This window comes from Pseudonocardia pini (assembly GCF_013870575.1).
GTDB classification, from domain to species: Bacteria; Actinomycetota; Actinomycetes; order Mycobacteriales; family Pseudonocardiaceae; genus Pseudonocardia; species Pseudonocardia pini.
The window spans coordinates 1-24,396 of sequence record NZ_JACBXB010000011.1; the positions used below are offsets into that span (position 1 = coordinate 1).

General features: G+C 72.5%; 23 protein-coding genes. 9 read left to right on the forward strand and 14 right to left on the reverse strand.

Annotated elements, in window-relative coordinates; all coding sequences use genetic code 11:
• Nucleotides 1-610, forward strand: a 610-nt coding sequence (locus H5J29_RS01890) for a cache domain-containing protein (protein ID WP_181779134.1), incomplete at its 5' end; no start/stop codon positions are given.
• A 61-nt stretch (nucleotides 611-671) separates the two neighbouring features.
• Here H5J29_RS01890 and H5J29_RS01895 read toward each other — a convergent pair.
• From H5J29_RS01895 to serS, 5 genes are all read right to left on the reverse strand, one after another.
• Nucleotides 672-986, reverse strand: a complete 315-nt coding sequence (locus H5J29_RS01895) for a hypothetical protein (RefSeq protein WP_181779135.1) — start codon at nucleotides 984-986, stop codon at nucleotides 672-674.
• Nucleotides 983-1,453: a (2Fe-2S)-binding protein gene (locus H5J29_RS01900; RefSeq protein ID WP_181779136.1), complete on the reverse strand. Its 471-nt coding sequence runs from the start codon at nucleotides 1,451-1,453 to the stop codon at nucleotides 983-985. The genes H5J29_RS01895 and H5J29_RS01900 overlap by 4 nt, the downstream gene beginning before the upstream one ends.
• A 10-nt stretch (nucleotides 1,454-1,463) precedes the next feature.
• The gene (locus H5J29_RS01905; RefSeq protein ID WP_181779137.1) at nucleotides 1,464-3,803 is read right to left on the reverse strand and encodes a molybdopterin cofactor-binding domain-containing protein; all 2,340 of its coding nucleotides are present in this window, start codon (nucleotides 3,801-3,803) and stop codon (nucleotides 1,464-1,466) included.
• Between the two features lie 262 nt (nucleotides 3,804-4,065).
• A complete protein-coding gene (locus H5J29_RS01910) occupies nucleotides 4,066-5,058 on the reverse strand; it encodes an isopenicillin N synthase family dioxygenase (protein WP_181779138.1) in 993 nt (330 codons plus the stop codon).
• A 68-nt stretch (nucleotides 5,059-5,126) separates the two neighbouring features.
• Entirely contained in the window at nucleotides 5,127-6,392 is a 1,266-nt protein-coding gene (gene serS / locus H5J29_RS01915; protein ID WP_181779139.1) for a serine--tRNA ligase, read from the reverse strand.
• Nucleotides 6,393-6,530: 138 nt separating this feature from the next.
• Between serS and H5J29_RS01920 the strand changes: the two genes are divergently transcribed.
• Together H5J29_RS01920 and H5J29_RS01925 are read left to right on the forward strand one after the other, a co-directional pair.
• On the forward strand, nucleotides 6,531-8,162 hold the full coding sequence (locus H5J29_RS01920; protein ID WP_181779140.1) for an AMP-binding protein: 1,632 nt from the start codon (nucleotides 6,531-6,533) through the stop codon (nucleotides 8,160-8,162).
• 125 nt (nucleotides 8,163-8,287) lie between these two features.
• Nucleotides 8,288-8,674, forward strand: a complete 387-nt coding sequence (locus H5J29_RS01925; RefSeq protein ID WP_181779154.1) for a cold-shock protein — start codon at nucleotides 8,288-8,290, stop codon at nucleotides 8,672-8,674.
• A 115-nt stretch (nucleotides 8,675-8,789) separates the two neighbouring features.
• Here the strand turns inward: H5J29_RS01925 and H5J29_RS01930 are convergent, their stop codons facing one another.
• Both H5J29_RS01930 and H5J29_RS01935 read right to left on the reverse strand, forming a co-directional pair.
• Entirely contained in the window at nucleotides 8,790-9,257 is a 468-nt protein-coding gene (locus H5J29_RS01930; RefSeq protein WP_181779141.1) for a DUF2771 family protein, read from the reverse strand.
• A 16-nt stretch (nucleotides 9,258-9,273) separates the two neighbouring features.
• Nucleotides 9,274-10,614, reverse strand: coding sequence for an MFS transporter (locus H5J29_RS01935; protein WP_181779142.1), 1,341 nt, complete (start codon nucleotides 10,612-10,614; stop codon nucleotides 9,274-9,276).
• On the opposite strand from H5J29_RS01935, the gene H5J29_RS01940 reads away from it, so the two are divergent.
• On the forward strand, nucleotides 10,577-11,923 hold the full coding sequence (locus H5J29_RS01940) for a DUF2252 domain-containing protein (protein WP_220186882.1): 1,347 nt from the start codon (nucleotides 10,577-10,579) through the stop codon (nucleotides 11,921-11,923). The two genes, H5J29_RS01935 and H5J29_RS01940, sit on opposite strands and share 38 nt — an antisense overlap.
• Before the next feature lie 145 nt (nucleotides 11,924-12,068).
• Here the strand turns inward: H5J29_RS01940 and H5J29_RS01945 are convergent, their stop codons facing one another.
• Nucleotides 12,069-12,983 carry an SDR family NAD(P)-dependent oxidoreductase gene (locus H5J29_RS01945; RefSeq protein WP_181779143.1) on the reverse strand — a complete coding sequence of 305 codons (915 nt, stop codon included), beginning with the start codon at nucleotides 12,981-12,983 and terminating at the stop codon, nucleotides 12,069-12,071.
• Between the two features lie 100 nt (nucleotides 12,984-13,083).
• Between H5J29_RS01945 and H5J29_RS01950 the strand changes: the two genes are divergently transcribed.
• From H5J29_RS01950 to H5J29_RS01965, 4 genes are all read left to right on the forward strand, one after another.
• Entirely contained in the window at nucleotides 13,084-13,749 is a 666-nt protein-coding gene (locus H5J29_RS01950) for a TetR/AcrR family transcriptional regulator (RefSeq protein ID WP_181779144.1), read from the forward strand.
• 324 nt (nucleotides 13,750-14,073) lie between these two features.
• Nucleotides 14,074-15,873, forward strand: coding sequence for an alkyl/aryl-sulfatase (locus tag H5J29_RS01955; protein ID WP_181779145.1), 1,800 nt, complete (start codon nucleotides 14,074-14,076; stop codon nucleotides 15,871-15,873).
• Between the two features lie 17 nt (nucleotides 15,874-15,890).
• The gene (locus tag H5J29_RS01960; protein WP_181779146.1) at nucleotides 15,891-16,034 is read left to right on the forward strand and encodes a hypothetical protein; all 144 of its coding nucleotides are present in this window, start codon (nucleotides 15,891-15,893) and stop codon (nucleotides 16,032-16,034) included.
• Nucleotides 16,035-16,056: 22 nt separating this feature from the next.
• Entirely contained in the window at nucleotides 16,057-17,739 is a 1,683-nt protein-coding gene (locus H5J29_RS01965) for a SulP family inorganic anion transporter (RefSeq protein WP_181779147.1), read from the forward strand.
• A 79-nt stretch (nucleotides 17,740-17,818) separates the two neighbouring features.
• Here the strand turns inward: H5J29_RS01965 and H5J29_RS01970 are convergent, their stop codons facing one another.
• From H5J29_RS01970 to H5J29_RS01995, 6 genes are all read right to left on the reverse strand, one after another.
• Entirely contained in the window at nucleotides 17,819-18,553 is a 735-nt protein-coding gene (locus tag H5J29_RS01970) for a polyamine aminopropyltransferase (RefSeq protein ID WP_181779148.1), read from the reverse strand.
• Between the two features lie 228 nt (nucleotides 18,554-18,781).
• Nucleotides 18,782-19,420 carry a DUF3159 domain-containing protein gene (locus tag H5J29_RS01975; protein WP_181779149.1) on the reverse strand — a complete coding sequence of 213 codons (639 nt, stop codon included), beginning with the start codon at nucleotides 19,418-19,420 and terminating at the stop codon, nucleotides 18,782-18,784.
• A gap of 96 nt (nucleotides 19,421-19,516) precedes the next feature.
• The gene (locus H5J29_RS01980) at nucleotides 19,517-20,368 is read right to left on the reverse strand and encodes an enoyl-CoA hydratase/isomerase family protein (RefSeq protein ID WP_181779150.1); all 852 of its coding nucleotides are present in this window, start codon (nucleotides 20,366-20,368) and stop codon (nucleotides 19,517-19,519) included.
• 10 nt (nucleotides 20,369-20,378) lie between these two features.
• Complete coding sequence (locus tag H5J29_RS01985) at nucleotides 20,379-21,146, reverse strand: SDR family oxidoreductase (RefSeq protein ID WP_181779151.1); 768 nt, start codon at nucleotides 21,144-21,146, stop codon at nucleotides 20,379-20,381.
• 9 nt (nucleotides 21,147-21,155) lie between these two features.
• Entirely contained in the window at nucleotides 21,156-22,511 is a 1,356-nt protein-coding gene (locus H5J29_RS01990) for a dihydrolipoyl dehydrogenase family protein (protein WP_181779152.1), read from the reverse strand.
• Nucleotides 22,508-23,188, reverse strand: a complete 681-nt coding sequence (locus tag H5J29_RS01995) for a VOC family protein (protein ID WP_246393293.1) — start codon at nucleotides 23,186-23,188, stop codon at nucleotides 22,508-22,510. The genes H5J29_RS01990 and H5J29_RS01995 overlap by 4 nt, the downstream gene beginning before the upstream one ends.
• A gap of 158 nt (nucleotides 23,189-23,346) precedes the next feature.
• Between H5J29_RS01995 and H5J29_RS02000 the strand changes: the two genes are divergently transcribed.
• A partial coding sequence (locus H5J29_RS02000) for an AAA family ATPase (protein WP_181779153.1) occupies nucleotides 23,347-24,396 on the forward strand: 1,050 nt, incomplete at its 3' end.

A 24,396-nucleotide genomic window follows, 5' to 3' on the forward strand; every position in this document is an offset into this window, starting at 1 on the left:
GCGGGACGACGTGCTCGCCGGGTATCGGGCCGCCGAGGCGCGGGGCGCGCGGATGTGCGACGCCGACGTGACGGCCGTGCGCGAACCCCTGCGCGCGCGGCTCGCCCGGGAGCGGGAGGTCGCCGTCGGGATGGGGGTGATCGTGGCGCCCGGGCTGCTCGCCGACCGTCCATTGCGGATGGAGTGGTGGCAGACCGAGGCCGGTACGGCCGCGATGCTCGAGGTCGACCTCAACCCGGCCAGCGTGGGCTTCTACGACTACGCCGCCGCCGAGTGGTTCGTGGTGCCGCGCCGGACCGGGCGCAGGCACGTCGTGGGGCCCTATGTGGACGTCCACGGCACCGACCGCTACCTGCTGACCCTCACCCTGCCGGTCCTCGCGGACGGGGAGTTCGTGGGTGTGGTCGGCGCGGACGTCCCGGTCGCCCGCTTCGAGACGCTCGTGCTCCGCGAGCTGGGCGACCTCGCCGCGGACGTGGTGGTGGTCAATCCCGAGGACCGCGTGGTGCTCTCGACGAGCCCGCGCTGGCTGGCGGGCGAGCGGGCCGAGCTGACCGGCGTCTCGTGCCGCACGCTGGACGAGCCGGACTGGCGCGTCGCCGTCGTCTGACAAGGACGAACGGCACTCTCGCTCACTAGGTGTGAGCGAGAGTGCCGTTCGTGGGGGTGGGTCAGTCGAAGGGGCCGTCGAGGAGGCCGCCTGCGGGGCCCTCCACGAAGCGGTAGTCCGGGGTCGGGACCTCGGTCTCGACGCCGTCGGCGGCGGTCGGGCCGTTGCCGTCGCTCGCGTCGAGGAACTGGGCGACGAGCTGCTCGCCGGTCGCGGCGCCGGCGCTCGCGCCCTGCAGGGGGCTCTGGGCCTCCTGGGTCGGCGCCTCCTGGGACGGGACGTCCGTGTTCGGGACCTCCTCCGCGGCCAGGGCGGCGCCTGCGGTCAGGGGGAGGGCGGCCATCCCGAGGAGGGCCGCTCCGATCACGCGCTTCACATGTTCTCCGCTCCGGCCTTGATGGCCTCTCTGATCCGGTTGTAGGTGCCGCAACGGCAGATGTTGCGGATCTCCTCGATGGCCGCGTCGTCGACCTCGCGGCCCTCCTTGCGGCACTGCCGGACCTTCGCGACGGCGGCCATGATCTGGCCGGGCTGGCAGAAGCCGCACTGCGGGACGTCCTGGTCGATCCAGGCCTCCTGCATGGGGTGCAGCTTCTCGCCGTCGGCGAGGCCCTCGATCGTGGTGATCTCGTCGCTCTCCTTCACCGCGGAGAGCGGGACGGAGCAGGGGTTGAAGGCCTTGCCGTTGATGTGGCTGGTGCAGGCCTTGCAGACGTTGATGCCGCAGCCGTACTTGGGGCCGGTGACGCCGAGGAGGTCCCGGATCACCCAGAGCAGGCGGACGTCGTCCTCGGCCTCGACGGTGACCTTCTCACCGTTGAGGGACAGGGTGCGCGAGGGCATGGGGATCTCCTCAGTAGGTGTAGCGGAGGCCGTCGGTCGGCGACTCGGGGACCGGGGGCACGAGCGGCTTCGGCTCGAACGGGAACGGGTCGAGGTGGTTGATCGGGAAGTAGGTGGGCACCTTCCCGACCGCGCGCGCGTAGGCGTTCGCGATCGCGCCGCAGGTCGCGGCCACGCCGGCCTCCCCGGCACCGCCGGGCTCGTCGTGGTCGGACTCGACGATGACGATGTCGAGCTCCGGCGGGGTGTTCCACTGCCGGGTGTAGAAGTAGTTGTCCCAGCTGGCCTCGACGAAGTGCCCGTCGACCAGGTGCAGGCTGGAGGACAGGATCAGGGCGATCGCGTCGTTGATCCCACCCATCATCTGGGCCTCGAGGCCCTTGGGGTTGATCACCAGGCCGGCGTCGATCGCGAACGTCACCCGCGTGACCCGGGGACCGGTCACGGCCTCGCGGATCCTCCGGTTCACCGTCTCCGGGCGGCAGTCGATCTCGACCAGCGCCGCGGTCACGCCCTTGTACTCGTGGTGGACCCCGAGCCCCTGGGCGGTGCCGGGCTTCATCGACCGGCCCCAGCGGCCCTGCTTGGCCACGGCGTCGAGCACCCCGCGGATCCGGTCGCTGCGGGCGAACTCGCGGCGGAACTCGTAGGCGTCGCGGCCCATCTTGTTCGCCAGCTGGTCGGTGACGACCTCGCGGGCGGTCGTGACGTCCGGCGAGTACACGTTGCGCATCGACGAGGTGTTGAACCGCATGTCCACCTCGTTGAGCACCCGGGTGGAGACGCCGTAGTTGTACGGGCTGGCCTGGGTCAGCTCGAAGATCGTCTCGGAGAATCCGAGGTTGCCCAGCGGGGCCTTCGCGGCGGTCGCGGTGATGGCGTCGCCGAGGCCGTGGGTGAAGTCGGTGGAGACGCTGGTGTGGCGTTGCTCGAAGCTGAGCACCGAGTCGTTCGTGACGGTCGCCCGCACCCGGGACGTGCACATCGGGTGCACGCGGCCCTGGCGCGAGTCGTCGGCGCGGGTCCACATCAGCTTGACGGGCTTGCCCATCGCCTTGGAGGCCTGGGCCGCCTCGAGCGCGGCGTCGAAGAACAGCTTGCGGCCGAAGGACCCGCCGCCCTGGATGACGTGCACCGTGACCGCGTTCTGCGGCAGGTCGAGGATCTTGGCGATGGCGTTCTGCGCGGTGACGGGGTTCTTCATCGGACCCCAGATCTCCGCGCCGTCGCTGCGCACGTCGGCGATCGCGGAGTTGGGCTCGAGCGAGCTGTTGCTCTTGAAGTAGAAGGTGAAGGCGCCCTCGACGGTGTCCACCACCCCGGCCGGGACGGCCAGCGGCAGCTCGGCGGCCTTGAGCTTCTTCAGGATCGACGCGTCGTCCTCGCCTGCCACCGTGCCGCGGTTCCACGCGACCTCCAGGGCGCGCACGCCGTCGATCGCCTGACCGAAGGTCTTCGCCCGGACCGCGACGCCGGTGGAGATGATCTCGACGTCGGTCACGCCCGGCATCTTCCGGACCTCGTCGAGGTTCTCGACGTCGTCGGGGGTCCCGTTGAGATCGGGGGCCCGGCAGACCACGGTGGGCAGCGCGTCCGGGATCTTCAGGTCGTTCACGAACTGCTTGCGCCCGGTGACGATGTCCCGCGCGTCGGTCTTGCCCTGCGGCTTCCCGATGACGGTGAAGTCCTCGCGGGGCTTGAGCGCGACCTCGACCTGCTCGGTGACCGCGCTCGCGGCCGGACCCGCGAGGTCGCCGAACGGGAGCGAGTTGCCCAGCGGGTCGAGGATCAGGCCCTTGCGCGAGGTGAGCGTCCGGACGTCCTGCTGGAGCAGCTGGGCGGCGGCGTCGAGCAGGCGCATCTGGGCCAGCGCGGCGGCCACCCGGATCGGAGTGTAGGTCGAGAAGGTGGTGCTCGACCCGCCGGTGATCTGGTTGAACAGCAGCTCCGGGCGGGCGTCGGCCAGCGTGACGCGCACCTGGTCGACGTCGAGGCCCATCTCCTCCGCGATGATCATCTGCGTCGAGGTGATGATCCCCTGGCCGTTGTCCGAGCGGGGCAGGGCGAAGGAGACCGTGCCGTCCCGGTTGACCTCGATCCGGATGAGGTTCGCCGTCGGTCGCATCGCGTCGCGGATGAAGTCGAGCAGGTCGTACGCCTCGGGCGGCTGCGGCGCCGACAGGATCGGGGCGGCGCTCGCGCTCGGGCCCCCGAAGATCTCCTGGCGGGTCAGCTCGGCGGCGACCACCAGGGTCGGGGCGGCGATCAGGTAGCCGAGGAACTTGCGACGTCCGACAGGCGCACGCAGGCCCTCTCGTGGGGGCGCGGGCGCGACGCGGTGCTGAGCCATGCGGGGGTCCTCTTCTTCGGGGACGGCCCGGGGAGAGCGGGGAGCGGTACCCGGGTCCTTGCCGCGCCAACGACGAAGAGATGTGACGGATGCGTGTCGAAACGTCGCGATCATGTGGGCCGTCCGATCCACACGGATCGTGCTCGTGCAGGTGGACGGCGTGCACTGAGGCTGCCCTCATCCGCAGGTGCGGGTCAGAGCGCTGGACGGACACGCAGGAGCGGAACAAGCCATGATCGTCTACTCCACCCCATCGAGTGAGTCAGCGCAGGCGCGCCGCCTCTCGCTCGGCACCCGCGGTGAGGGTGCCTCCGCGAGACCCCGCGAGCTTGGCCCTGAGGTGCTCGCCGACGGTGACCGGCTCGTAGAGGGCGGGGTGCTCGGCGTCGACGCAGGTGGACAGCGGCGCGATGACGGCGTCGACGTCCCCGTCGTGGAAGAAGGCGGCGGAGCGGCGCGGGACCAGGACGCCGTCGACGCGCGGGGCCGCGACCCGGTGCATGGTCGAGACCCAGCGGTCGTTGGTCCACCGGGCGAGCGCGTCCCCGAGGTTCACGAGCAGGGCGCCGGGAGCGGGCTGCACGGGCTGCCAGCCGCCCTCGTGGTCCAGGATCTCCAGGCCGGGCACGGCGTCCGCCCACAGCACGGTGACGATGCCGTAGTCGGTGTGTGCACCCATCCCGACCTGCTCGGGCTCCAGCTCGACGTCCGGGCCAGGGAGCCGATAGTTGATCATCCGCAGGACGTCGACCGAGTGCCCGGTGAACCGGGTCAGGCCGTCCTCGCCGAGGCCGAGGGCGCGGCCGAAGATCCGGGTCATGGTGCGGGCGACCCCCTGCGCGGCGGCGAACCACGCCTCGACCGCGGGGCGGAAGTCCGGCTGCGAGGGCCAGACGTTGGTCTCGTAGTCCGCCTCGGAGAGCCCGAGCCCGGGGAACTCGGCGGCCTCGGTGCCCACGTTGAACGCCTCGAACAGGTCCGCGGCGCTCGCGAGGCCCAGGCTGTTCGCCAGCGACTCGGCCTTCGGCGGCGTGTAGCCGCGGTTCACCCCGGGCGGGCAGCGGTAGCCGGACTTGGTCTCGAGGTCGAGGGCGAAGAAGGCGTCCGTGGCCGCGGTGAGGTCCGCCGGCACCGAGTCGGGGATGCCGTGCCCCACCACCTGCATGAAGCCGACGGTGCGGGCGGCCTGGTCCACCTGGCGTGCCACCTCGTCCTGGTCGGCGAGGGAGATGTCGATGGTCGGGACGTGGAGCATGACGATTTTCCTCCGGTGTAGCGATTGCTGAGAACTATCGCTACACCGGAGGTGACTGTCAAGGGCTGTCAGGGGGTGAGGACGTCGAACCCGGTGTAGGGGACCAGGGCCTCGGGGATCCGCACGCTGCCGTCGGGCTGCTGGCCCTGCTCCAGCACCGCGACCAGGGTCCGGCCGACGGGGAGGCCCGAGCCGTTGAGGGTGGCGGCGAACCCGCGGGTGCCGTCCTTGGCCTTGGTCCGGATGCTCGCGCGGCGGGCCTGGAACGTGCCGAAGTCCGAGCACGAGCTGATCTCGCGGTAGGTGCCCTGGCTGGGCAGCCACACCTCGATGTCGTAGGTGTACTCCGCGGAGAAGCCGATGTCCCCGGCTGCGAGCCGGACCACGCGGTAGGCGAGCCCGAGCTCCTGCATGACCGCCTCGGCGTGCCCCACCAGCGTCTCCAGCTCGGCGCGCGACCGCGCCGGGTCCACGATCCGGACCAGCTCGACCTTCGAGAACTCGTGCAGCCTGATCAGCCCGCGGGTGTCCCGGCCGTACGAGCCCGCCTCGGAGCGGAAGCAGGGGGTCTGCGCGGTGTAGGCCAGCGGGAGCTCCTCGGCGGCGAGGGTCTCCTTCGCGTGCAGGTTGGTCAGCGGGACCTCGGCGGTGGGGATGAGGAACAGCTCGCGGTCCGCGACCTCGGTGCGGAACAGGTCCTGCTCGAACTTCGGCAGCTGACCCGTGCCCGTCATCGTGGCGCGGCTGACGAGCGTGGGGACCGACCACTCGGTGTACCCGTGCCGCTCGGTGTGCCGGTCCAGGAAGAACCGGGCCAGCGCGCGCTCCAGCGCCGCGCCGCGACCCTTGAGCACGGCGAACCGCGGGCCGCTGAGCTTCGTGGCCCGGCCCAGGTCGAGGATGCCCAGCTTCTCGCCGAGGTCGACGTGGTCCAGCGGGTTCTCGAGCTCGGTGGGCGTGCCCCAGGTCCGCACCTGCTCCGCGTCGGCGTCGCTGGCCCCGTCGGGCAGCTCGTCCGCGGGCAGGTTGGGGATCTCCAGGAGGTACTCGCCCAGCTCCGCCTCGAGGAGCCGGTGCTCCTCCTCGGCGAGGGTGATCTGGGCCTTCGTCTCCTTGGCCTTCTCCACCAGCGCGGGCCGCTCGTCCGCGGACGCGCCCTTGACCGCCTTCTGCAGCCGGTTCGCCTCGGCACGGCACTCGTCCGCCTTGCGGATGGCGGCGTTGCGACCGGAGGACAGCCGCTCGAGGCGTTCGACGTCGAGCGAGTAGCCGCGGCGCGCGAGCTTGCGCACCGCGTCGGTGGCGGGATCGAGCAGGACGCGGGGGTCGTGCATCGGTCGAGCCTAACGCCCGGGTGCAGGTGCTTTTCCGCGGTCCCTCCCCATCGGGTGGTGGCGCGCGGAGGGCTCCCGTCGCAGGATGGGCGGCGATCAGGACGCGCTCGTCAGGACAACGGAGTTCCGGAGGCCAGAGTGACCAGCCCAGCTGTGCCGTCGTACGCGTCGGGCACCTCCGACGTCCCGCTGCTCGGGGACACCATCGGCGACAACCTCGACCGGACCGTCGCCGCCGATCCCGAGCGCGAGGCCCTGGTCGACGTCGCGACGGGCAGACGGTGGACCTACGCGGCCTTCCGTGCCGACGTCGACGCCCTGGCCCTCGGGCTCCTCGACTCCGGCCTGACCAAGGGCGACCGGGTCGGGATCTGGGCGCCGAACATGCCCGAGTGGACGCTGCTGCAGTACGCCACCGCCAAGATCGGCGTGGTCCTGGTGAACATCAACCCGGCCTACCGCACCCACGAGCTGGAGTTCGTGCTCAAGCAGGCCGGGGTGGCCACGCTGGTGTCGGCGTCGTCGTTCAAGACCTCGGACTACGAGGCCATGATCGGCGAGGTCCGCGGGAACTGCCCGGACCTGCGGTCGGTGGTCATCATCGGGACGGCCGAGTGGGACGCGCTGCTCGCGGTGGGCGGGGACCCCGCGGTGTTGGCCGAGAGGCAGGCCGCGCTGTCCCCGGACGACCCGATCAACATCCAGTACACGTCCGGGACGACGGGGTTCCCGAAGGGCGCGACGCTGTCGCACCACAACATCCTCAACAACGGCTACTCCGTGGGCGCGCTGTGCGGGTACACCCCCGAGGACCGGGTGTGCATCCCGGTGCCCTTCTACCACTGCTTCGGCATGGTGATGGGGAACCTGGCGTGCACCTCGAACGGCGCCACGATGGTCATCCCCGCGCAGGGCTTCGACCCCCTCGCGACGCTGAAGGCGGTGGCGCAGGAGCGCTGCACCTCGCTCTACGGCGTGCCCACGATGTTCATCGCCGAGCTGAACCACCCGGACTTCGAGTCCTTCGACCTGTCGTCGCTGCGGACCGGCATCATGGCGGGCTCGCCGTGCCCGGTCGAGGTGATGAAGCAGGTCGTCGCGCGGATGGGCATGGAGGAGGTCACGATCTGCTACGGCATGACCGAGACCTCGCCGGTGTCGATGCAGACCCGCCGGGACGACACGCTGGAGCAGCGGGTCTCGACGGTCGGCCGGGTGCACCCGCACCTGGAGATCAAGATCGTGGACCCGGACAGCGGGCTGACCCTGCCGCGCGGCGAGCCCGGTGAGCTCTGCACCCGCGGCTACTCGGTGATGCTCGGGTACTGGGAGCAGCCGGACAAGACCGCCGAGTCCATCGACGCCGCCCGCTGGATGCACACCGGGGACATCGGCGTCATGGACGCCGACGGGTACGTCATGATCACCGGCCGGATCAAGGACATGGTCATCCGCGGCGGGGAGAACGTGTACCCGCGCGAGATCGAGGAGTTCCTCTACACCCATCCCGACGTCGTCGACGCGCAGGTCATCGGGGTCCCGGACGACAGATACGGCGAGGAGCTGTGTGCCTGGGTGATCCTCCGCGAGGGTGCCGACACGCTGACGCCGGAGTCCGTGCGCGAGTTCGCGACGGGCAAGCTCGCGCACTACAAGATCCCGCGCTACGTGCTGGTCGTCGACGAGTTCCCGATGACGGTCACGGGCAAGGTCCGCAAGGTCGAGATGCGGGAGAAGTCCGTGGGGCTGCTGGAGCTCCACACCCCGTAAGGACGGTGCGCGAGGCCCGTTGCGGGACTACTCTGTGCCGTAGCGCGTCCCGGTGTCGCCGGGGCGCGTTCGTCGTGCACGGGCGTGCGACGGTGCAGGAGCAGAACGAGGAACGGGTGAGCAGGGTGCCTACCGGCAGGGTCAAGTGGTACGACGCCGAGAAGGGCTTCGGTTTCCTCGCCCAGGACGGCGGCGAGGACGTCTATGTCCGCAAGGCCTCGCTGCCCCCCGGCGTGGAGTCGCTCAAGCAGGGTCAGCGGGTCGAGTTCGGCATGGCCGACGGCAGGCGCGGGCCGCAGGCGCTGTCCGTGCGGATCGTGGACAGCCAGCACTCGGTGGTCGAGGCCACGCGCAGGCCCGCGGAGGAGCTGCACGGCCTCATCGAGGACATGATCAAGCTGCTCGACGCGCGGGTCCAGCCGGACCTGCGGCGGGGTCGCTACCCCGACCGCAAGACCGCGAAGCTCGCGGCCGAGGTGGTGCGGGCCGTGGCCCGCGACCTCGACGGCTGAGCCTCACCGGGCCGATCTCACCGGGCCGATCTCACCGGGCCGATCTCACCGGGCCGATCTCACCGGGCCGATCTCACCGGGCCGATCTCACCGGGCCGATCTCACCGGGCCGATCTCACCGGGCCACGAGGACCCAGGTCGCTCGGGTGGGGAACTCCAGCTCACCCGAGTCCGGGTTCGCCACCGGCGCCACGCCGAGCAGCTGCACCTGTGCGGTCTGCAGGACGTCCCCGGGCTCGGGCAGGGTGAGCGTGTAGCTCTCCTGTGCCTCGGGGGCGAAGACGGGGCTGCGGCCGGTGGTCTGCCGTCCGTCCGCGCCGACGTAGGCGAAGACCACGGACCAGGGCGCCTCGGACACCTCGGACGGCACGCTGACCTCCACGGCCGTCCCCGCGGGCACGGGCAGAGAGGCCTGCGCCTGCTCGTCGTTCGTGCAGTCCCGCAGGCGGAGGTCGCAGTACTGGGCGGGGCCGACGGTCGACTCCTGGCCCCCGGCCGTCCAGGTGACCTGCGGGTCGCCGCCGCCGCAGCCCGTGAGCAGGAACACGGCCGCCCCGAGGGCGGCGAGCAGGGACCGGCGCACGGGCCCAGCGTACGGGCTAGACCACACCGGCCTTCTCGGGGAGCGGGGCCTTGCGGCGGACCCCCGGGACCAGCGAACGCCCCGAGCGGACCAGCGCGGTCTGGATCCCCACCACGGCCAGCACCGACGCGACCACGGTGAACCCGATCCAGAACGTGCTGTGCGGCAGCAGCACCCCGAGCGCGCCGCCGAACACCCAGGCGAGCTGCAGCACCGTCTCCGACCGGCCGAACGCCGAGGCCCGCGACTCCTCGGGCAGGTCGCGCTGGATGACGGCGTCGAGACAGACCTTCGCCAACGCGCTCCCGGTGGCCCCGACCAGGCCGACGATCGCGGCCGTGAGGATCCCCGGGAACACCGCGGCGACCACGGCCGCCGCGCAGGCCCCCGCGACGCAGCCCAGGACCATGACCTCCGGGCTGCGGAAGGTCAGCCGGGAGCCGACGCCGTTGCCCAGGAACGAGCCCGCGCCCGCCGCGGCCCCCACGATCCCGATCAGGTAGAGCTGCTGTGCCGCGTCCCCGTCCGCCTGCTGCTTCACGACGAACGCCACGAACAGCGTGAGGAACCCGGTGAGGACCCGGGCACCGCTGTTCCCCCAGAGCGCGACCACCACGGCCCGTCCGACGGGCCGCCGCTTGGCCCGACGGGTGCTGCGCAGCCGGGCGGGCACCTCGCCGGCGGTGATCTCCACCCACTTCGGGATGCGGGCGCTGAGCACCGCGCCTGCGACGCCGAGGGCGGCGGTGAAGTACAGCGCGCCGGGCGAGCCCCAGAAGTAGGCGACACCGGCCGCGACACCGCCGAACACCCCGCCCGCGACCAGGCCGAACGTGGTGATCCGGGAGTTGGTGGTGGCGAGGGTGATGCCCTCGGGCAGCACTCTCGGGGTGATCGCCGCCTTGAGCACGGTGAACGACTTGGACAACACCATCGCGCCGAGTGCGGCGGGATAGAGGACCCAGGTGTCGTAGTTCAGGGCCATGACCACGCACAGGACCGCGCGGCCCACGAACGCCACCGACAGCGCCGCCCGACGACCGCGCTGCAGCCGGTCCAGCAGCGGGCCGACCACTGGGGCGACCAGCGCGAACGGGGCGACCGTGATCAGCAGGTAGAGCGCGACGTTCGTCTTCGACTCGGCGGTCGCCGCGGCGAAGAAGAGGGTGTTGGCCAGCGCGACGGCCACGGCGGCGTCCACCGCGTAGTCCATCATCGAGGCGTAGGTCAGGCTCGTGAGACCCGAGCGGTCCGCACCGTCGGCGGTCGCGGCGCGCTTGAACGTGGTGACCGCCCTGCCGGTCAGCTGGCGCGAGCGCATGGCCGCGACCCGGGTGACGGTGAGCTTCTTCGGCATGCCCGGCGGGGTGGGCGCGGTCGGGGCCGCGGCGGCGTGGGACCCGACGGTCCGGGAGCGGAGCGCCCTCGACCGGTTGCGCGCCCAGGAGGCCGTCCGCGATCCCGCCCTCCTGCCGTTGCGGTACGCGAGGATGGCGCAGTCGCCGTGGACCTACCTGCGTGGCGCCGCCGCCGTCATGGCCGCCGATCTCGCCACGGCCCCGCACTCGGGGCTCACGGTGCAGATGTGCGGGGACGCCCACGTCCTCAACTTCGGGTTGTGGGCCTCGCCCGAGCGTCGGCTCCTCTTCGACGCGCGCGACTTCGACGAGACCCTCCCCGGCCCCTTCGAATGGGACCTCAAACGCCCCGCGACCAGCGTCCACGTGCTCGCGGACGCGGAAGGGCTCGTGGCCGGGTGCGGCGAGGACGCCGCCGGCGCGGCCGTCGACGGCTACCGGGAGGCCATGGGCCGGTACTCCCGGATGGGGGAGCTGGACGTCTGGTACGACCGGATCCCGCCGGACGTCCCGCTGCGCGGCCTGACGTCGGAGTTCGCCGAGGCCGCCCTCCGCACCATCGAGAAGCAGTCGAGGAAGCGGACCCACCACGGGGCCGCGCGGCAGCTCGTCTCCGAGGAGGGCGGGCGGCGGCACATCGTCCTGGACCCGATGAAGCGCATCGACGAGGGACTGGGCCCCGAGGAGCGGGTCCGCGCCTACGAGCAGGTCTACGACACCTACCTCGCGTCCATCCCGCCCCACCTGCACCGGCTCGTCGCCCGGTTCCGCCGCGTGGACTCGGTCCGGCAGATCGTGGGGGTGGGCAGCGTCGGCATGCGCGTCTGGCTGCACCTGCTGGAGGGCGACAGCGGTGTCCAGCCCGTGTTCTCGCAGGCCAAGCAGGCGACGGCCGCGGTCTACGAGGAGTTCCTCGGGCCGAGCGAGTTCGCGAACCACGGGGAGCGGGTCGTCGTCGGGCAACGGCTGATGCAGTCTGCGAGCGACATCTTCCTGGGCCACATGCGCGTCGACGGCCACGACTACTACGTCCGGCAGTTCCGCGACATGAAGATCATCCCCACCGGCAGGCAGATCTCCGGCTACCTGCCCCGGTTCGCCGCGGCGTGCGGCCACGCGCTGGCGAAGTCGCACGCCCGCAGCGGGGACCCGCAGGCCATCGCCGGGTACATCGGCAAAGGGAAGGCCTTCGCCGACGGCATCCTCCGCTACGCCCGCGCCTACGCCGTGCAGAACCGGGAGGATCACGCCGATCTGCGCGCCGCGATCGCGGACGGCGTCGTCGAGGCGGCGGAGCGGGGATGGTAGGACCCTGGGAGCAGGGGTGCTGTCGTCGGTGAGCGAGGCAGCCGGGCACCGTGGTCGAGATCCTCGGACCCCGCCCGCTGCCGCTCGCCTCGGTCGTGTTGCAGGGGAGCGACCCGTGCTGGCGGCCGGCGCTGCCGGGTGCTGGTCAGCGCGCGGCCAGGTCCAGGGGGAACGTCACGCCGGTGAGCTCCTCGGAGACGGTCCACAGGCGCTGCGCGGCGACCAGATCGTGGGAGTCGGGGCTGGAGGTGACCAGCGTCGGGTATCCGCGGGCCTCCCCGCGGCCGCCGGGGCCGTAGTACTGACCGCCGACGACGGCCGGGTCGGTGGCGGCACGCAGGGTGGGCAGGGCGCCCCTGTCGGCCCCCTGGGTGAACAACGGCGCGAGCCAGGTGAAGGGCAGGCGGAGCGCGGCGGGCGTGTGGCGGGCGAGCTCGGTGTTGGACGCGCCGGGGTGGGCGGCGACCGCGACCGTCGTGCCGTGCGGGGCGAGCCGGCGCTGCAGTTCGTACGTGAACATCAGGTTGGCGAGCTTGGCCTGGCCGTAGGCGCCGACTCGGCTGTACGAGCGCTCCCACTGGAGGTCGTCGAAGTGGATGGCGGCCCGGATGCGGTGGCCGATGCTGCTGACCGTGACGACGCGGGAGCCGGGGACGGGCAGGAGCCGGTCCAGCAGCAGGCCGGTCAGGGCGAAGTGGCCGAGGTGGTTGGTGCCGAACTGCAGCTCGAAGCCGTCCGCGGTGGTCTGTCGCGGGGTGTACATCACGCCCGCGTTGTTGATCAGGAGGTCGATGCGCGGGTGGGCCGCGCGAAGGTCGGCCGCCGCGGACCGGATCGAGGTGAGGGACGTCAGGTCGAGGGCCTGGACGGTGACGTCGCCGGTCATGCGGGCGGCGGCCCGGCTGCCCTTCTCGACGTCGCGGACGGCCAGGACCACCGCCGCCCCGCGCTCGGCGAGCATCCGGGCGGTCTCGAAACCGAGCCCGGTGTTGGCGCCGGTCACGATCGCCACCCGGCCGTGCTGGTCGGGGATCTGCTGCTCGGTCCAGTCGTCGCTCATGACGCACTCCTAAGAAACCATCGGTCTGTTATGGGTGCCACCGTAAGGGACCGCCGGTCTGCTGTCAAGGAACCGGTGGTCTCTAAGCTACGGTGACCACGTGACGTTTCAGCGGGCGCGCAGCGAGGAGCAGCGGGCGATCCGCCGCCGGGCGATCCTCGACACCGCGGCGGCGATGCTCGACGAGATGCCCGTCGCCGAGGTGAGCCTCAACGAGCTCAGCCGACGGGTGGGCCTGGCGAAGTCGAACGTCCTGCGGTACTTCGAGTCGCGCGAGGCGGTGCTGCTCGAGCTGCTGGACGCCTTCCTGGAGAGCTGGCTCGCCCAGCTGGCGGACGAGCTGGCCGCGGGCGTCGATGCGCAGGCGTCGCCGGAGGAGCGGGCGGGTCAGCTCGCCGAGGTCCTCAGCCGGTCGCTGGCGGAGCGGGTGGTGCTCTGCGATCTCTTCGGTGCGCAGGGCGGGGTCCTCGAGCACAACGTCTCGGTCGAGGTGGTCAAGCGGCACAAGCGTTCCTCCCTGACGAGGCTCGCCGCCATGACCGACCTCGTGCGTCGCCACCTCCCAGAGCTCGACGACGGCGCGCAGCTGTTCTGCCTGATGAGCCTGGTCTCGGCGGGCGCCCTGGCGGCGTACGTCCCGCCGCCGCCCAGCGTCCTCGCCGCCTACGAGGACGAGCCCGCCCTCGGCGTTCTCCACCTGGACCTGCGCGACGCCCTGCGGACCTCCTTCACCGCGGCACTCGTGGGCGTGCTGCCGCGCGCCTGATCGGTCCGTCCCGGGGCTTGGCCGGCCGGGCTCAGCCGCTCGCGGGCCCGCAGCCCGCGAACGCATGGCGCTGCCGACTGCCCGAGATGCGTTGCCGCTCCGTCTCGTTCCCTCATGAGCAGTGGCACAGCGATCCGAGTCCTCTTCGTGATCCTTTTCGGGTTCTGGGTCGTGTCGGCCTGCGTTCCGGCAGCGTTCGTCGAGAGCGACTCGCCGAACGGCGTCGGACGGCCGAGCCGGTTCACCCGCTTCGGGCGAGGCCACCCGCCGGAGCGCGCACGACACTCCAGCCGATACCGAGGGTCGCGACGTGGAGGAGACAGGGTGCCTGCTGATCTGACGGACCGGACCGATTTCGAGAATGCGAACCGCGGTCTCCTCGCGCGGCTGGAGCCCGGGGTGATCGCGGCCGCGGACGGCAGCGTCGTCTACGACGCCGACGTCTACACCCGGACCATGGCCGGGGACTGCCCCGACACCGTGCACCCGAGCCTGTGGCGGCAGAGCCGGCTCACCGCCATCCAGGGGCTGTTCGAGGTCACCGAGGGCATCTACCAGCTCCGGGGCATCGAGCTCTCGAACATGACCGTCGTCGAGGGCGACACCGGCGTGATCGTCATCGACCCCGCCGTGTCGGCGGAGGTCGCGGCGGCGGGACTGGCGCTGTACCGCGCGAACCGCGGTGACCGCCCGGTGCGGGCGGTGATCTACACCCACTCGCACATCGACCACTTCGGCGGCGTGCTCGGTGTGGTCGACGCCGCCACCGACGCCCCCATCGTCGCGCCCGCCGGTTTCCTGGAGCACGCGGTCTCGGAGAACGTCTACGCCGGCGTCGCGATGCTGCGCCGCGGCATGTACCACACCGGGATGGGCCTCCCGGTCAGCGCGACCGGCACGATCGGGGTCGGGCTGGGGCCCGGCACCTCCACGGGAACGGTCGGCCTGCTCGCGCCGACGCTCGACATCACCCACACCGGCCAGGAGGAGACGTTCGACGGGGTCCGGATCGTCTTCCAGATCACCCCCGGCACCGAGGCGCCGTCGGAGATGAACTTCCACTTCCCGGACAGGCGCGCGCTGTGCCTGGCCGAGAACGTCACCCACAACCTGCACAACCTGTTGACCCTGCGCGGGGCGGAGGTCCGCGACGCCCGCAGCTGGTCGCGCTACATCAGCGAGGCGATCGACCTGTTCGCCGACGAGACCGACGTCGCCTTCGCCTCGCACCACTGGCCGACCTGGGGCTCCGACGCCGTCGTCGACCTGATGAGCGAGCAGCGCGACCTCTACGCCTTCCTCCACGACCAGACCCTCCGTCTGATGAACCAGGGGTACGTCGGCAGCGAGATCGCGGAGCAGCTCGAGATGCCCCCCGCCCTCGAGGCCGCATGGCACACGCACGGGTACTACGGCTCGGTCAGCCACAACGTCAAGGCGATCTACCAGCGCTATCTCGGCTGGTACGACGGCAACCCGGCGCACCTGTGGCAGCACCCGCCGGAGGAGACCGCGAGCCGCTACGTCCGGATCCTCGGCGGGACCGACGCCACCGTGGCCCGGGCGCAGGAGTTCGCGGACGCGGGCGACCTCCGCTTCGCGGCCGAGCTGGCGAGCCACGCCGTGTTCGCCGATCCGGCCCACGAGGGGGCCAAGACCCTGCTCGCACAGGTGTTCACGCGCCTCGGCCACGGCTCCGAGTGCGGCACGTGGCGCAACAACTTCCTGACCGGCGCACAGGAGCTCGGCGGCCAGGTCGTCACGGCCATGGTCAGCTCGGCGGGCATGGCCTCGGCGCTCACCGTCACCCAGCTGTTCGACAGCCTCGCCATCCGCATCGACGGGAAGAGGGCCTGGGACACGACCGCGTCGATCCGTTGGCACTTCACCGACACCGGCGAGACCTACCGGATGGAGCTGTCCAACGGCGTGCTGAACCACCATCCGACGACGCGCACGCCACCCGCCGACCTCGTCGTCACACTGACCAAGGCCCAGCTCCTGGGCATGCTGGCGGGCGCGAGCCCGGACGGCGTGGACTTCGACGGCGACCCGAAGACGTTCAGCATGATCGTCGGCCTGACCGACGATCCCGACCCGAGCTTCGCGATCGTCACGCCCTGACGGCCGGGGACCCGACGATGGGCGCAGTGATCGGCGACGCCCTGCCGCCGGCGATCGGCGTCGCGGTGGCGCCGGTCCCGACCCTGCTGTTCTCGACACGTGCGGCGAGCGCCGGCACAGGGTTGCTGTGCGGCTGGGGCAAGGGTGTCGGCGGGCTCTGACGGCCCGGTAGGGACCTGGCCGGTGTTCGGGTCCCTGCAGGGCTATCGGAGGGCCTGGCTGCGGCCCGACGTCCTGGCCGGGCTGACGGTCTGGGCGGTGCTGGTCCCGGAGGCGCTGGCGTACGCGGCGATCGCCGGTGTCCCGCCCGTGGTCGGCCTGTACGCGGCGGTGCCCGCGCTCGTCCTGTACGCCGCCGTCGGCAGCTCCCGCCACCTCGTGGTCGGCCCGATGTCGGCCACCGCGGCGCTGTCGGCGGCGATCGTCGCCCCCTTCGCCGGGGGCGACCCGCTCCGGCTGGTGGCGCTCACCTCCGCGCTCGCGCTCGTCGTCGGGCTGCTCGGGATCCTCGCGGGCCTCGTCCGGCTGGGTTTCATCGCCTCGCTCATCTCCGAGCCGGTGCTGAAGGGGTTCATCGTCGGGTTGGCGCTCACGATCATCATCGGCCAGGTCCCCACGCTGCTGGGCGTCCCGAAGGCAGGCGGCGACTTCTTCGAGCAGCTGTGGGGGACGGTCTCGCACCTCGGCGACGTCGACGGACCGACGGTCCTGGTGGGCGGGGTGAGCCTGGCGGCCGTCCTCGCCCTCCGGCGATGGCTGCCGGTCGTGCCGGGTTCGCTCGTCGTCGTCCTGCTCGGCATCGCCGTGACGGTGATGTTCCACCTCGACACGCACGGGGTGGACATCGTCGGTCCGATCGATCCGGGGCTGCCCGCCGTGGGGCTGCCCGCCGTCGCGCCGCACGAGTACCTCGGTCTCGTGGGGCCCGCGGCGGGTGTCCTGCTGATCGGGTTCGCCGAGGGACTGGGTGCGGCGAAGACGTACGCGGCCCGCGCGGGCTACGAGGTCTCCGCGAATCGCGAGCTCGCGGGCCTGGGCGCGGCCAACCTCGGTTCCGGGCTGTGTGCCGGGATGGTCGTCAACGGCAGCCTGTCGAAGACCGCCGTCAACGGCGCCGCAGGGGCGCGGACGCAGGTCAGCGGCCTGGTGGTGGCCGTTCTGACGGTGGTCACCCTGCTGTTCCTGACCGGGCTGTTCGAACGGCTTCCCGAGGCGACGCTGTCCGCGGTCGTCATCGCGGCGGTCGTCGAGCTCGTCGACGTCGCGTCCCTGCGGCGGCTGTACCGCGTGTGGACGACGCGGCTGGGCACGATCTACGGGTTCGCCGCGCGGGCCGACTTCGCCGCCGCGATCGCCACGATGCTCGGCGTGCTGGTGTTCGACACGCTGCCGGGGCTGTTCATCGGCATCGCGGTGTCGATGGTGCTGCTCCTCTACCGGGTGTCCCGGCCGCACGTCGCGCAGCTGGTCAAGGTGGGGGACGCCTGGGTCGACGTCGACCGCCACGCTGGGCGACCCACGGACCCGCGCAGCGTGGTCGTCCGGGTCGAGGCCGGGCTGTTCTTCGCCAACAGCGACCACGTCCGGGCTCGGATCGACAGCGTGCGCACGGCCGAGACCCGCGTCGTGGTCCTGGACGCGGAGACCAGCCCGTTCGTCGACATCACCGCCGCGCAGATGCTCGTCCAGCTGGCCGACTCACTCCGCCGGGACGGAATCGACCTGCGCATCGCCCGCGACATCGGCCAGGTCCGCGACGTCATGCGCACGGCCGCCCCGGATGCGTTCCGGCGCAACGTCTTCGAGACCGTCGACGAGGCGCTCGCCGCCGACGGGCCATCGGGCGAACGGACGACGCCCCCGTGACCGGCGCTCGTGCACCGACCCGCTCGCCGGGACGAGTCGGTCCCGCGCCGTGGCGGCGCCGTGCCCGGGTCCGGTCCTCTCAGGTGGTGGCGAGGTAGACGGTGTTGGTCGCCTCCCTGTCCTGCAGGGGGTTCGGGAAGCGGACGACCTCGGCGTCGGCCGTCTCGAAGACCTCGCCGAGCACGCGGGTGAAGGCCTCGTCGGGAGGGTCGTTGGACCAGAGGGCGAACACGCCTCCCGGGTGCAGCAGCTCCGCGACACGGCGGAGCCCGGCGGGCTCGTACAGGTCGGCGTGGCTCGGGTGGAGCAGGTGCCGCGGGGTGTGGTCGATGTCCACGACGAGGGCGTGGAAGCGCCGTCCCGGGGCCGTGGGGTCGAGGCCCGCGCCGGAACGGACCATCGCGAAGAAGTCGCCGTGCACGAGGGTGCAGCGGGGATCGGCGGTCAGGGTGCGCCCCGCGGGGATCAGCCCCTCGCGGTGCCACTCGATCACCGGCTCCAGCGCCTCGACGACGGCGAGCGACCGCACGCCGGGGGCCTGCAGCACCGTCAGCGCGGTGTAGCCGAGGCCGAGACCGCCGACGACCACGTCCAGGCCCGGCCCGCCCACCTCGCCGACCCGCGCGGCGAGCCCGGTGAGGGCGAGGCGCGCCATCTCCTCCTCCGCCACGGTGAACATGCTGGACATCAGGAACTCGTCGCCGAGCTTGACCTCCAGGACCTCCGCGGCGACCGCGGGATCCCACCGACGGCGCAGCTGCAGCTCGCCCATGGGGGTGGGCCGCCAGCCGAGCTCGACGAAACGTGCGGCCATCGGACCTCCAGCCTGGGGGAGGCGAGCCTAGGCCGTGTCGCTCCCTCCGCCATCACCGCTCCCGGCGGCGTTACCGGGAACGGCGTGGATCGGCGGGCCCGGCAGCACCGGATGGGTAGCCGGGACCCGACCGAGGAGTCGTCGCGGGCCGGTCGGACCGGCAGGTCTCGCCGGCAGTCCTGCGACAACCGGGCGCCTGCTCCCCGCGCAGGCCATGCGCGCAGGGGCTCAGTGCTGAGCCGCGGTCACGCGGTCCGGGTAGGTGTTGGTGAACCTGACCGCCCACACGATGACGGCGATCGGCAGCACCCAGTTCAGGGCCAGGTCGAGCAGGTAGGGCGAGTCGGTGCCGACCGCGTGGGCGTCGAGTGCGGCCACGACCAGCGAGGCCGCACCCAGCAGCGCGACGGCGACGCCCCACACCGCGGACAGCGTGCGGTTGATCCTCAGGAACAGCGGCGAGGTCCAGTACTCCTGCGGCGTCGACTGCTTCGCGTACTCCGCGGTGAACGGCCTGCCGTACGCGGTCGCCAGGATCGCCAGGCCGAGCAGCACGCCGACCAGCGGCCGGCCCCACTCGAACAGCCAGCGGTCCACCTCGTGCCCGCCCACGAAACCGGCCACGGCCATCACCGTGAACAGCACCATGGAGTACAGGTTCAGCTGCGTCGGACTGCGCCGGGCGCGGTCCCACACCAGCGCGACCACCGTCATGGCCACGGCGATCAGCGCGCTCCAGGCCACGCCGTCGGCGGCCAGCCGCTGGGCGATGATCGTGAAGGCGATCCACGGCAGGAAGCCGGAGATGAGCGACAGGGCGCTCAGCGACCCTCCGTGCGAGGTCTCGTGGGCGGCGTGGGTGGTCATGGCGGGCTCCTTCGTGGTCGCGGTGTCTGGGGACGACGGTGCCGCGGAGCCCGGCGCGAAACATCCGCCACCTGACGGGTATCGGGTGACCGAGGGTCAGAGCCTGGTCCCCTCGGCCTCCTCCCGCCGCAACCTGCCGACCGCGTGGCCGAGGTCGGTCTCGATCCCGTCGGGCTGCTGGAGGCCCTGCTCGAGCAGGTGCCGGACGAACGGCCGGTGCTCCGCCCTGCCCGCGGTGGCGAAGTAGGCGGCGAGCCCGGGTGCGAACTCGTCGTCCTCGGGCAGGGTCGCCACGTCGACCAGCTTCTTGATCCCCGCGACGGCGGTGCGGTCGAAGGCGGCGATCCGGGCGGCGAAGGCGTGGGTGACCTCGCCGATCTCGGCGTCCGGGACAACGCGGTTCACGTAGCCGTACTCGGCGGCCAGGGTGGCGGGCACGTCGTCGCCGCCGAGCAGGATCTCCAGGGCGCGCCCGCGGCCGACGAGCCGCCCCAGCCGCGCCATGGGGCCACCGCCCGGGACCGCGCCGACGCCGACCTCGAACTGGCCGAGCACCGCCTTCTCGGACGCGAACCGGATGTCGGTGGCCAGCACGAACTCGCTGCCCGCACCGCGGGCCCGGCCGCGGATCTCGGCGATGGTCGCCACCGGCACCCTGCTCAGCCGCACGAGGTTGTCCAGGTAGGGGTGCAGGCCGGTCGGGCCGGGCTGCATCCGCGCCACCCGGGTGTTGTCGGCCAGGAAGTCCCAGTGGGCCATGAAGTAACCCGGGGTGTCGCTGCGGAAGACGACGACGGTCAGGTCGGCGTCGCCCTCGATCCGCTCGACGAGGGCGCCGAGCTGCTCGACGGTGTCCGGGTCCATCAGGTTGACCGGGCCGTTGTCGAAGGTCACCCGCCAGTAGGACCGGCTGACCTCGTGGACGTGGAACTGCTCTGCGGGGCTCATGAGGCTCCTGTCATCCCTGGCCTGCGACGAACTGCTGGCCGCCGTCGATGTCGTAGGTGGCGCCGGTCAGCGCGGTGTTGGTCATGAGATGGACGGCGAGCGCCGCGACGTCGGCCGGGCCGACGACGCGACCGATCGGCAGCGTGGTCCGCAGCTCCTCGCGGCGCTCCTCGAGCCGCTCGCCCAACAGCGACGCCGACAACGGGGTGTCGACGAAGCCCGCGGCGATGAGGTTGACGCGCACCGGGGCGAGCTCCAGCGCGAGGGCCGCGGTGAACGGGGGCAGCGCGGCGGTGGCCGCGGAGATGATCCCGAGGCCGTGCCCGATGCGTCGCCCACCGGTGCCACCCATGAGCAGCAGGGTGCCGCCGGGCCGCATCCGGCCCACGACGTTGCGCGCGACCGCGAGCGCCACCGCGATGTGCGAGCCGAGCGCCTCGCCCACCTGGGCCGGGTCCATCTCGAGCAACGGTCCGTAGTGCGGCCCGCCCGCGGTGATCAGCACGTGGTCGAGGGGGTGCGGCAGCGCGTCGAAGAACCGTGCCAGCGCCGCCTCGTCCGCCGCGTCGAAGGCGGCCGTGCTCCGTGCGCCGACGTCGTGCCCGGCCCGCTCCAGGCGCGCGGGATCGCGGCCGGTCAGGACGACGTCGGCGCCCTCGGCCCGAGCACGTCGAGCGGTCTCGAGCCCGATGCCCGCGCTGCCGCCGATCACCACGACGGTCTGTCCGAGCAGGTCCGGGTCGCGCCGGAGCGTGGGCGAGGTCGTGGGACTGGTCATCGGTCCTCCTCAGGTCGACAGGCCGGTCATCTGCGGCGCCCCCGCGATCCGGCCGCGCAGGGCCTGCAGCGCCGCGTCGTAGATCCCGGAGAAGCTCGGGAAGGGCTGGATCGTGTCGCCCAGCACCTCGAGCGGGACGCGGGCGCGGATCGCCAGGGTGGCCTGCTGCAGCCACTCACCGGCCTCCGGTCCCAGTGCGTAGGCGCCGGTCAGCCGCTCGCCGTCGCTGAGCAGCGTCAGGAACCCGGGGGACTCGGCGTAGGCGTGGGTGTAGGTCGCGGTCTTCGGCACGTCGGACAGCGCGACCCGCGCGCTGTACTCCGCCTCGACCGCGCCCACCGCCGCGGCCTGCGGGTCCGTGTAGGTGACCCGCGGGACGGCGGTGTAGTTCGCCGGGCGGGGGTCGCCGGCGATGTTCGCCGCGACGACGTCGCCCTCGTACTCGCCGACGTGGGTCAGCGGCCAGATCCCGTTGACGTCGCCGATCGCCCACAGTCGCTCGCCGGCCCGCAGGTACTCGTCGACCGGGATCCCGCGGGGGTCGGCCTCGACGCCGACGGTCTCCAGGCCGATCCCCTCGACGCGTGGGCGACGCCCGGTCGCCACGAGCAGCCGATCGCCGCGGAGCTCCTCCCCGCCGTCGAGCTCCAGGACGAACCGTCCGCCGTCCCGGCGCGCGGACGTCGCCCGTGCTCCCGACCTCACCTCGACGCCGTCGCGACGGAGGGCCTCGCCGAGCCCCTCGCCCAGCGGTGCGGGCTCGCGGGGGAGCAGGTGGTCCGCCCCTTCGACCAGCACCGCCTCGCCGCCGAGCCTGCGTACGACCTGGGCCATCTCGACGCCCACCGGGCCGCCGCCGAGGATCAGCAGGCGACGCGGGACGGCCTTCATCCCGGTCGCCTCGCGGGTGCCCCAGACCCCCTCGAGCCCGCGCAGCCCCGGGATCGGCGGCACGAACGGGTCCGCCCCGGTCGCCACGACGATGTGCTCCGCCTCGTGCGGGACGCCGTCGACGTCCACCACCCCGGTCCCGGCGATCCGCCCGGTCCCCCGGACCAGGTCGATGCCGTGGTCGGCGAGCCAACGCTCCTGGCCCGCGTCGGAGTAGTCCGACACCATGAAGTCCCGCCAGGCCAGTGCGGCGGCGACGTCGACCTCGGCGTGCGCACCCGCGTCCCGCGCGCCCTGGACCGCCTCGCCGGGGCGCAGCAGCGACTTCGACGGGATGCAGGCCCAGTAGGAGCACTCGCCACCGACCAGTTCGCGCTCGACGACCATCACGCGCAGCCCCCGTGCGGCCAGTGCGGCGGCGCAGTGCTCACCCGGTGCCCCGCCGCCCAGGACGACGACGTCGTGGGCCGTCACGTCGGGAGCTCCGCCCCGGTCCGCTCCGCGACCATGTACGCCGCGTACCAGGTGGGCCAGTCCTCGTCGGGCTCCCCGGTGCGGGTCTCGTGCTCGCCGTGCGCGGCCGCCGCCCGGCGGAGCGCGTCCGCCAGGTCGGAGGGCGAGGAGTACGCGGCCTCGGCGGGGTCGATCCGACCGGGCAGCCGTGTCGTGACCTCCTGCAGCAGCCAGCCGTTGCCGTCGGGGTCGCTGAACGTGGCGAAGGAGGAGTAGCTGTCGTGCTCGGGTGCGGCGCCCGCGAGCCGGTCGCCCCCGCCGTCGGCCCGGAACTGGGCGCCCGGTGACTCCGGATGGAACACCGGGCTGATCTCGACCCCCCGGGCCGCCACCGCCTCTCGTGCGGCCTTGATGTCCGAGACGATCAGGTACAGGCCCCGGGCCGAGCCGGGCTCCGCCGAGGTCATGCGGGTGCCGAACTGGACCGAGGTCGCCGAGCCGGGGGGCGTGAACTGCACGACCCGGAAGCCGTTGTCGAAGGGGAAGTCGGCGTCGAGCCGCCACCCGAGCCCGTCGTAGAACTCCTTCGCGCGGTCGACGTCCGAGACGGGGATGACCACCACCTCGAACCTCAGCTCCACGGTCCTGGCCCCGGCGATCCTGCTCACGGCACTGCTCCGGACGTCCATCGTGCTCATCGCGGCCCTCCTCGGGTGACTTCGGGGCATCCACGGTCACGCAGCCGGTGCCGCGTCGCGCCAGGGACACACCCTGGTGTCCCCCTGGTGTCCCCCTGGTCCGCCGGGTCCCGGGCGTCATTGCCCCGGGTGGTCACCCTCAGTACTGTCCATCAGTCATGACGAGACCCGCATCACCGTCGGTGCTGCGAGGTCGACGCCGGGAGTGCGAGGAGCTCGATCGGGTCCTCGGGGACGTGCGGGAGGGCCGGAGCCGGGTCCTCGTCCTGCGCGGCGAGGCGGGCATCGGCAAGTCCGTGCTGCTGCACCACCTGGACCGGCATGCCACGGGGTGCCGGGTCGCGCGCGCCGCGGGTGTCGAGTCGGAGATGGAGCTCGCGTTCGCCGGTCTGCACCAGATCTGCGCCCCGTTCCTCGACCGCCTCGGACACCTCCCGGAACCGCAGGCGGACGCGTTGCACGTCGCGTTCGGCCTGCGTGCGGGGGCCGCACCGGACCGGTTCCGGGTGGGCCTGGCCGTGCTGACCCTGTTGTCCGAGGCGGCGGGGGAACAGCCCCTGGTCTGCCTCGTCGACGACGCCCAGTGGCTGGACCGGGCCTCCGCCCAGACCCTCGCGTTCGTGGCCCGGCGGCTGGCGGCCGACCCCGTCGCCCTGGTCTTCGCGGTGCGCGAGCCCACCGAGGACGACGTGCTGGCGGGCCTGCCGGGACTGGTGGTCGGCGGACTCCGGTACGACGACGCGCGGGCCCTGCTGGAGTCGGTCCTCACCGGTCCGCTCGACGAGCCGGTGCGCGACCGGATCGTGGCCGAGACCCGCGGGAACCCGCTCGCGCTCGTCGAGCTGCCCCGCGGGCTCAGCTTCGAGGAGCTGGCCGGTGGCTTCGGGCTCGACCGGGTCCCCGCGGTCCCGGGGCGGATCGAGGCGAGCTTCCTGCGCCGCCTCGAACCGCTGCCCGCGGAGACCCGGCGGCTGCTGGTGATCGCCGCGGCCGAGCCGGTCGGCGACCCGCTGCTGCTGTGGGGCGCGGCGGAGCGGCTCGGGGTCACCCGGTGGGCGACCGATGCCACCGACACCGACGGTCTCCTGGCGATCGGGAAGCGGGTTCGGTTCCGACATCCGCTGGTGCGCTCGGCGGTGTATCGGTCGGCCTCGGCGGGGGAGCGTCGCGCTGCGCACTCCGCGTTGGCCGAGGTCACGGACGGCGAC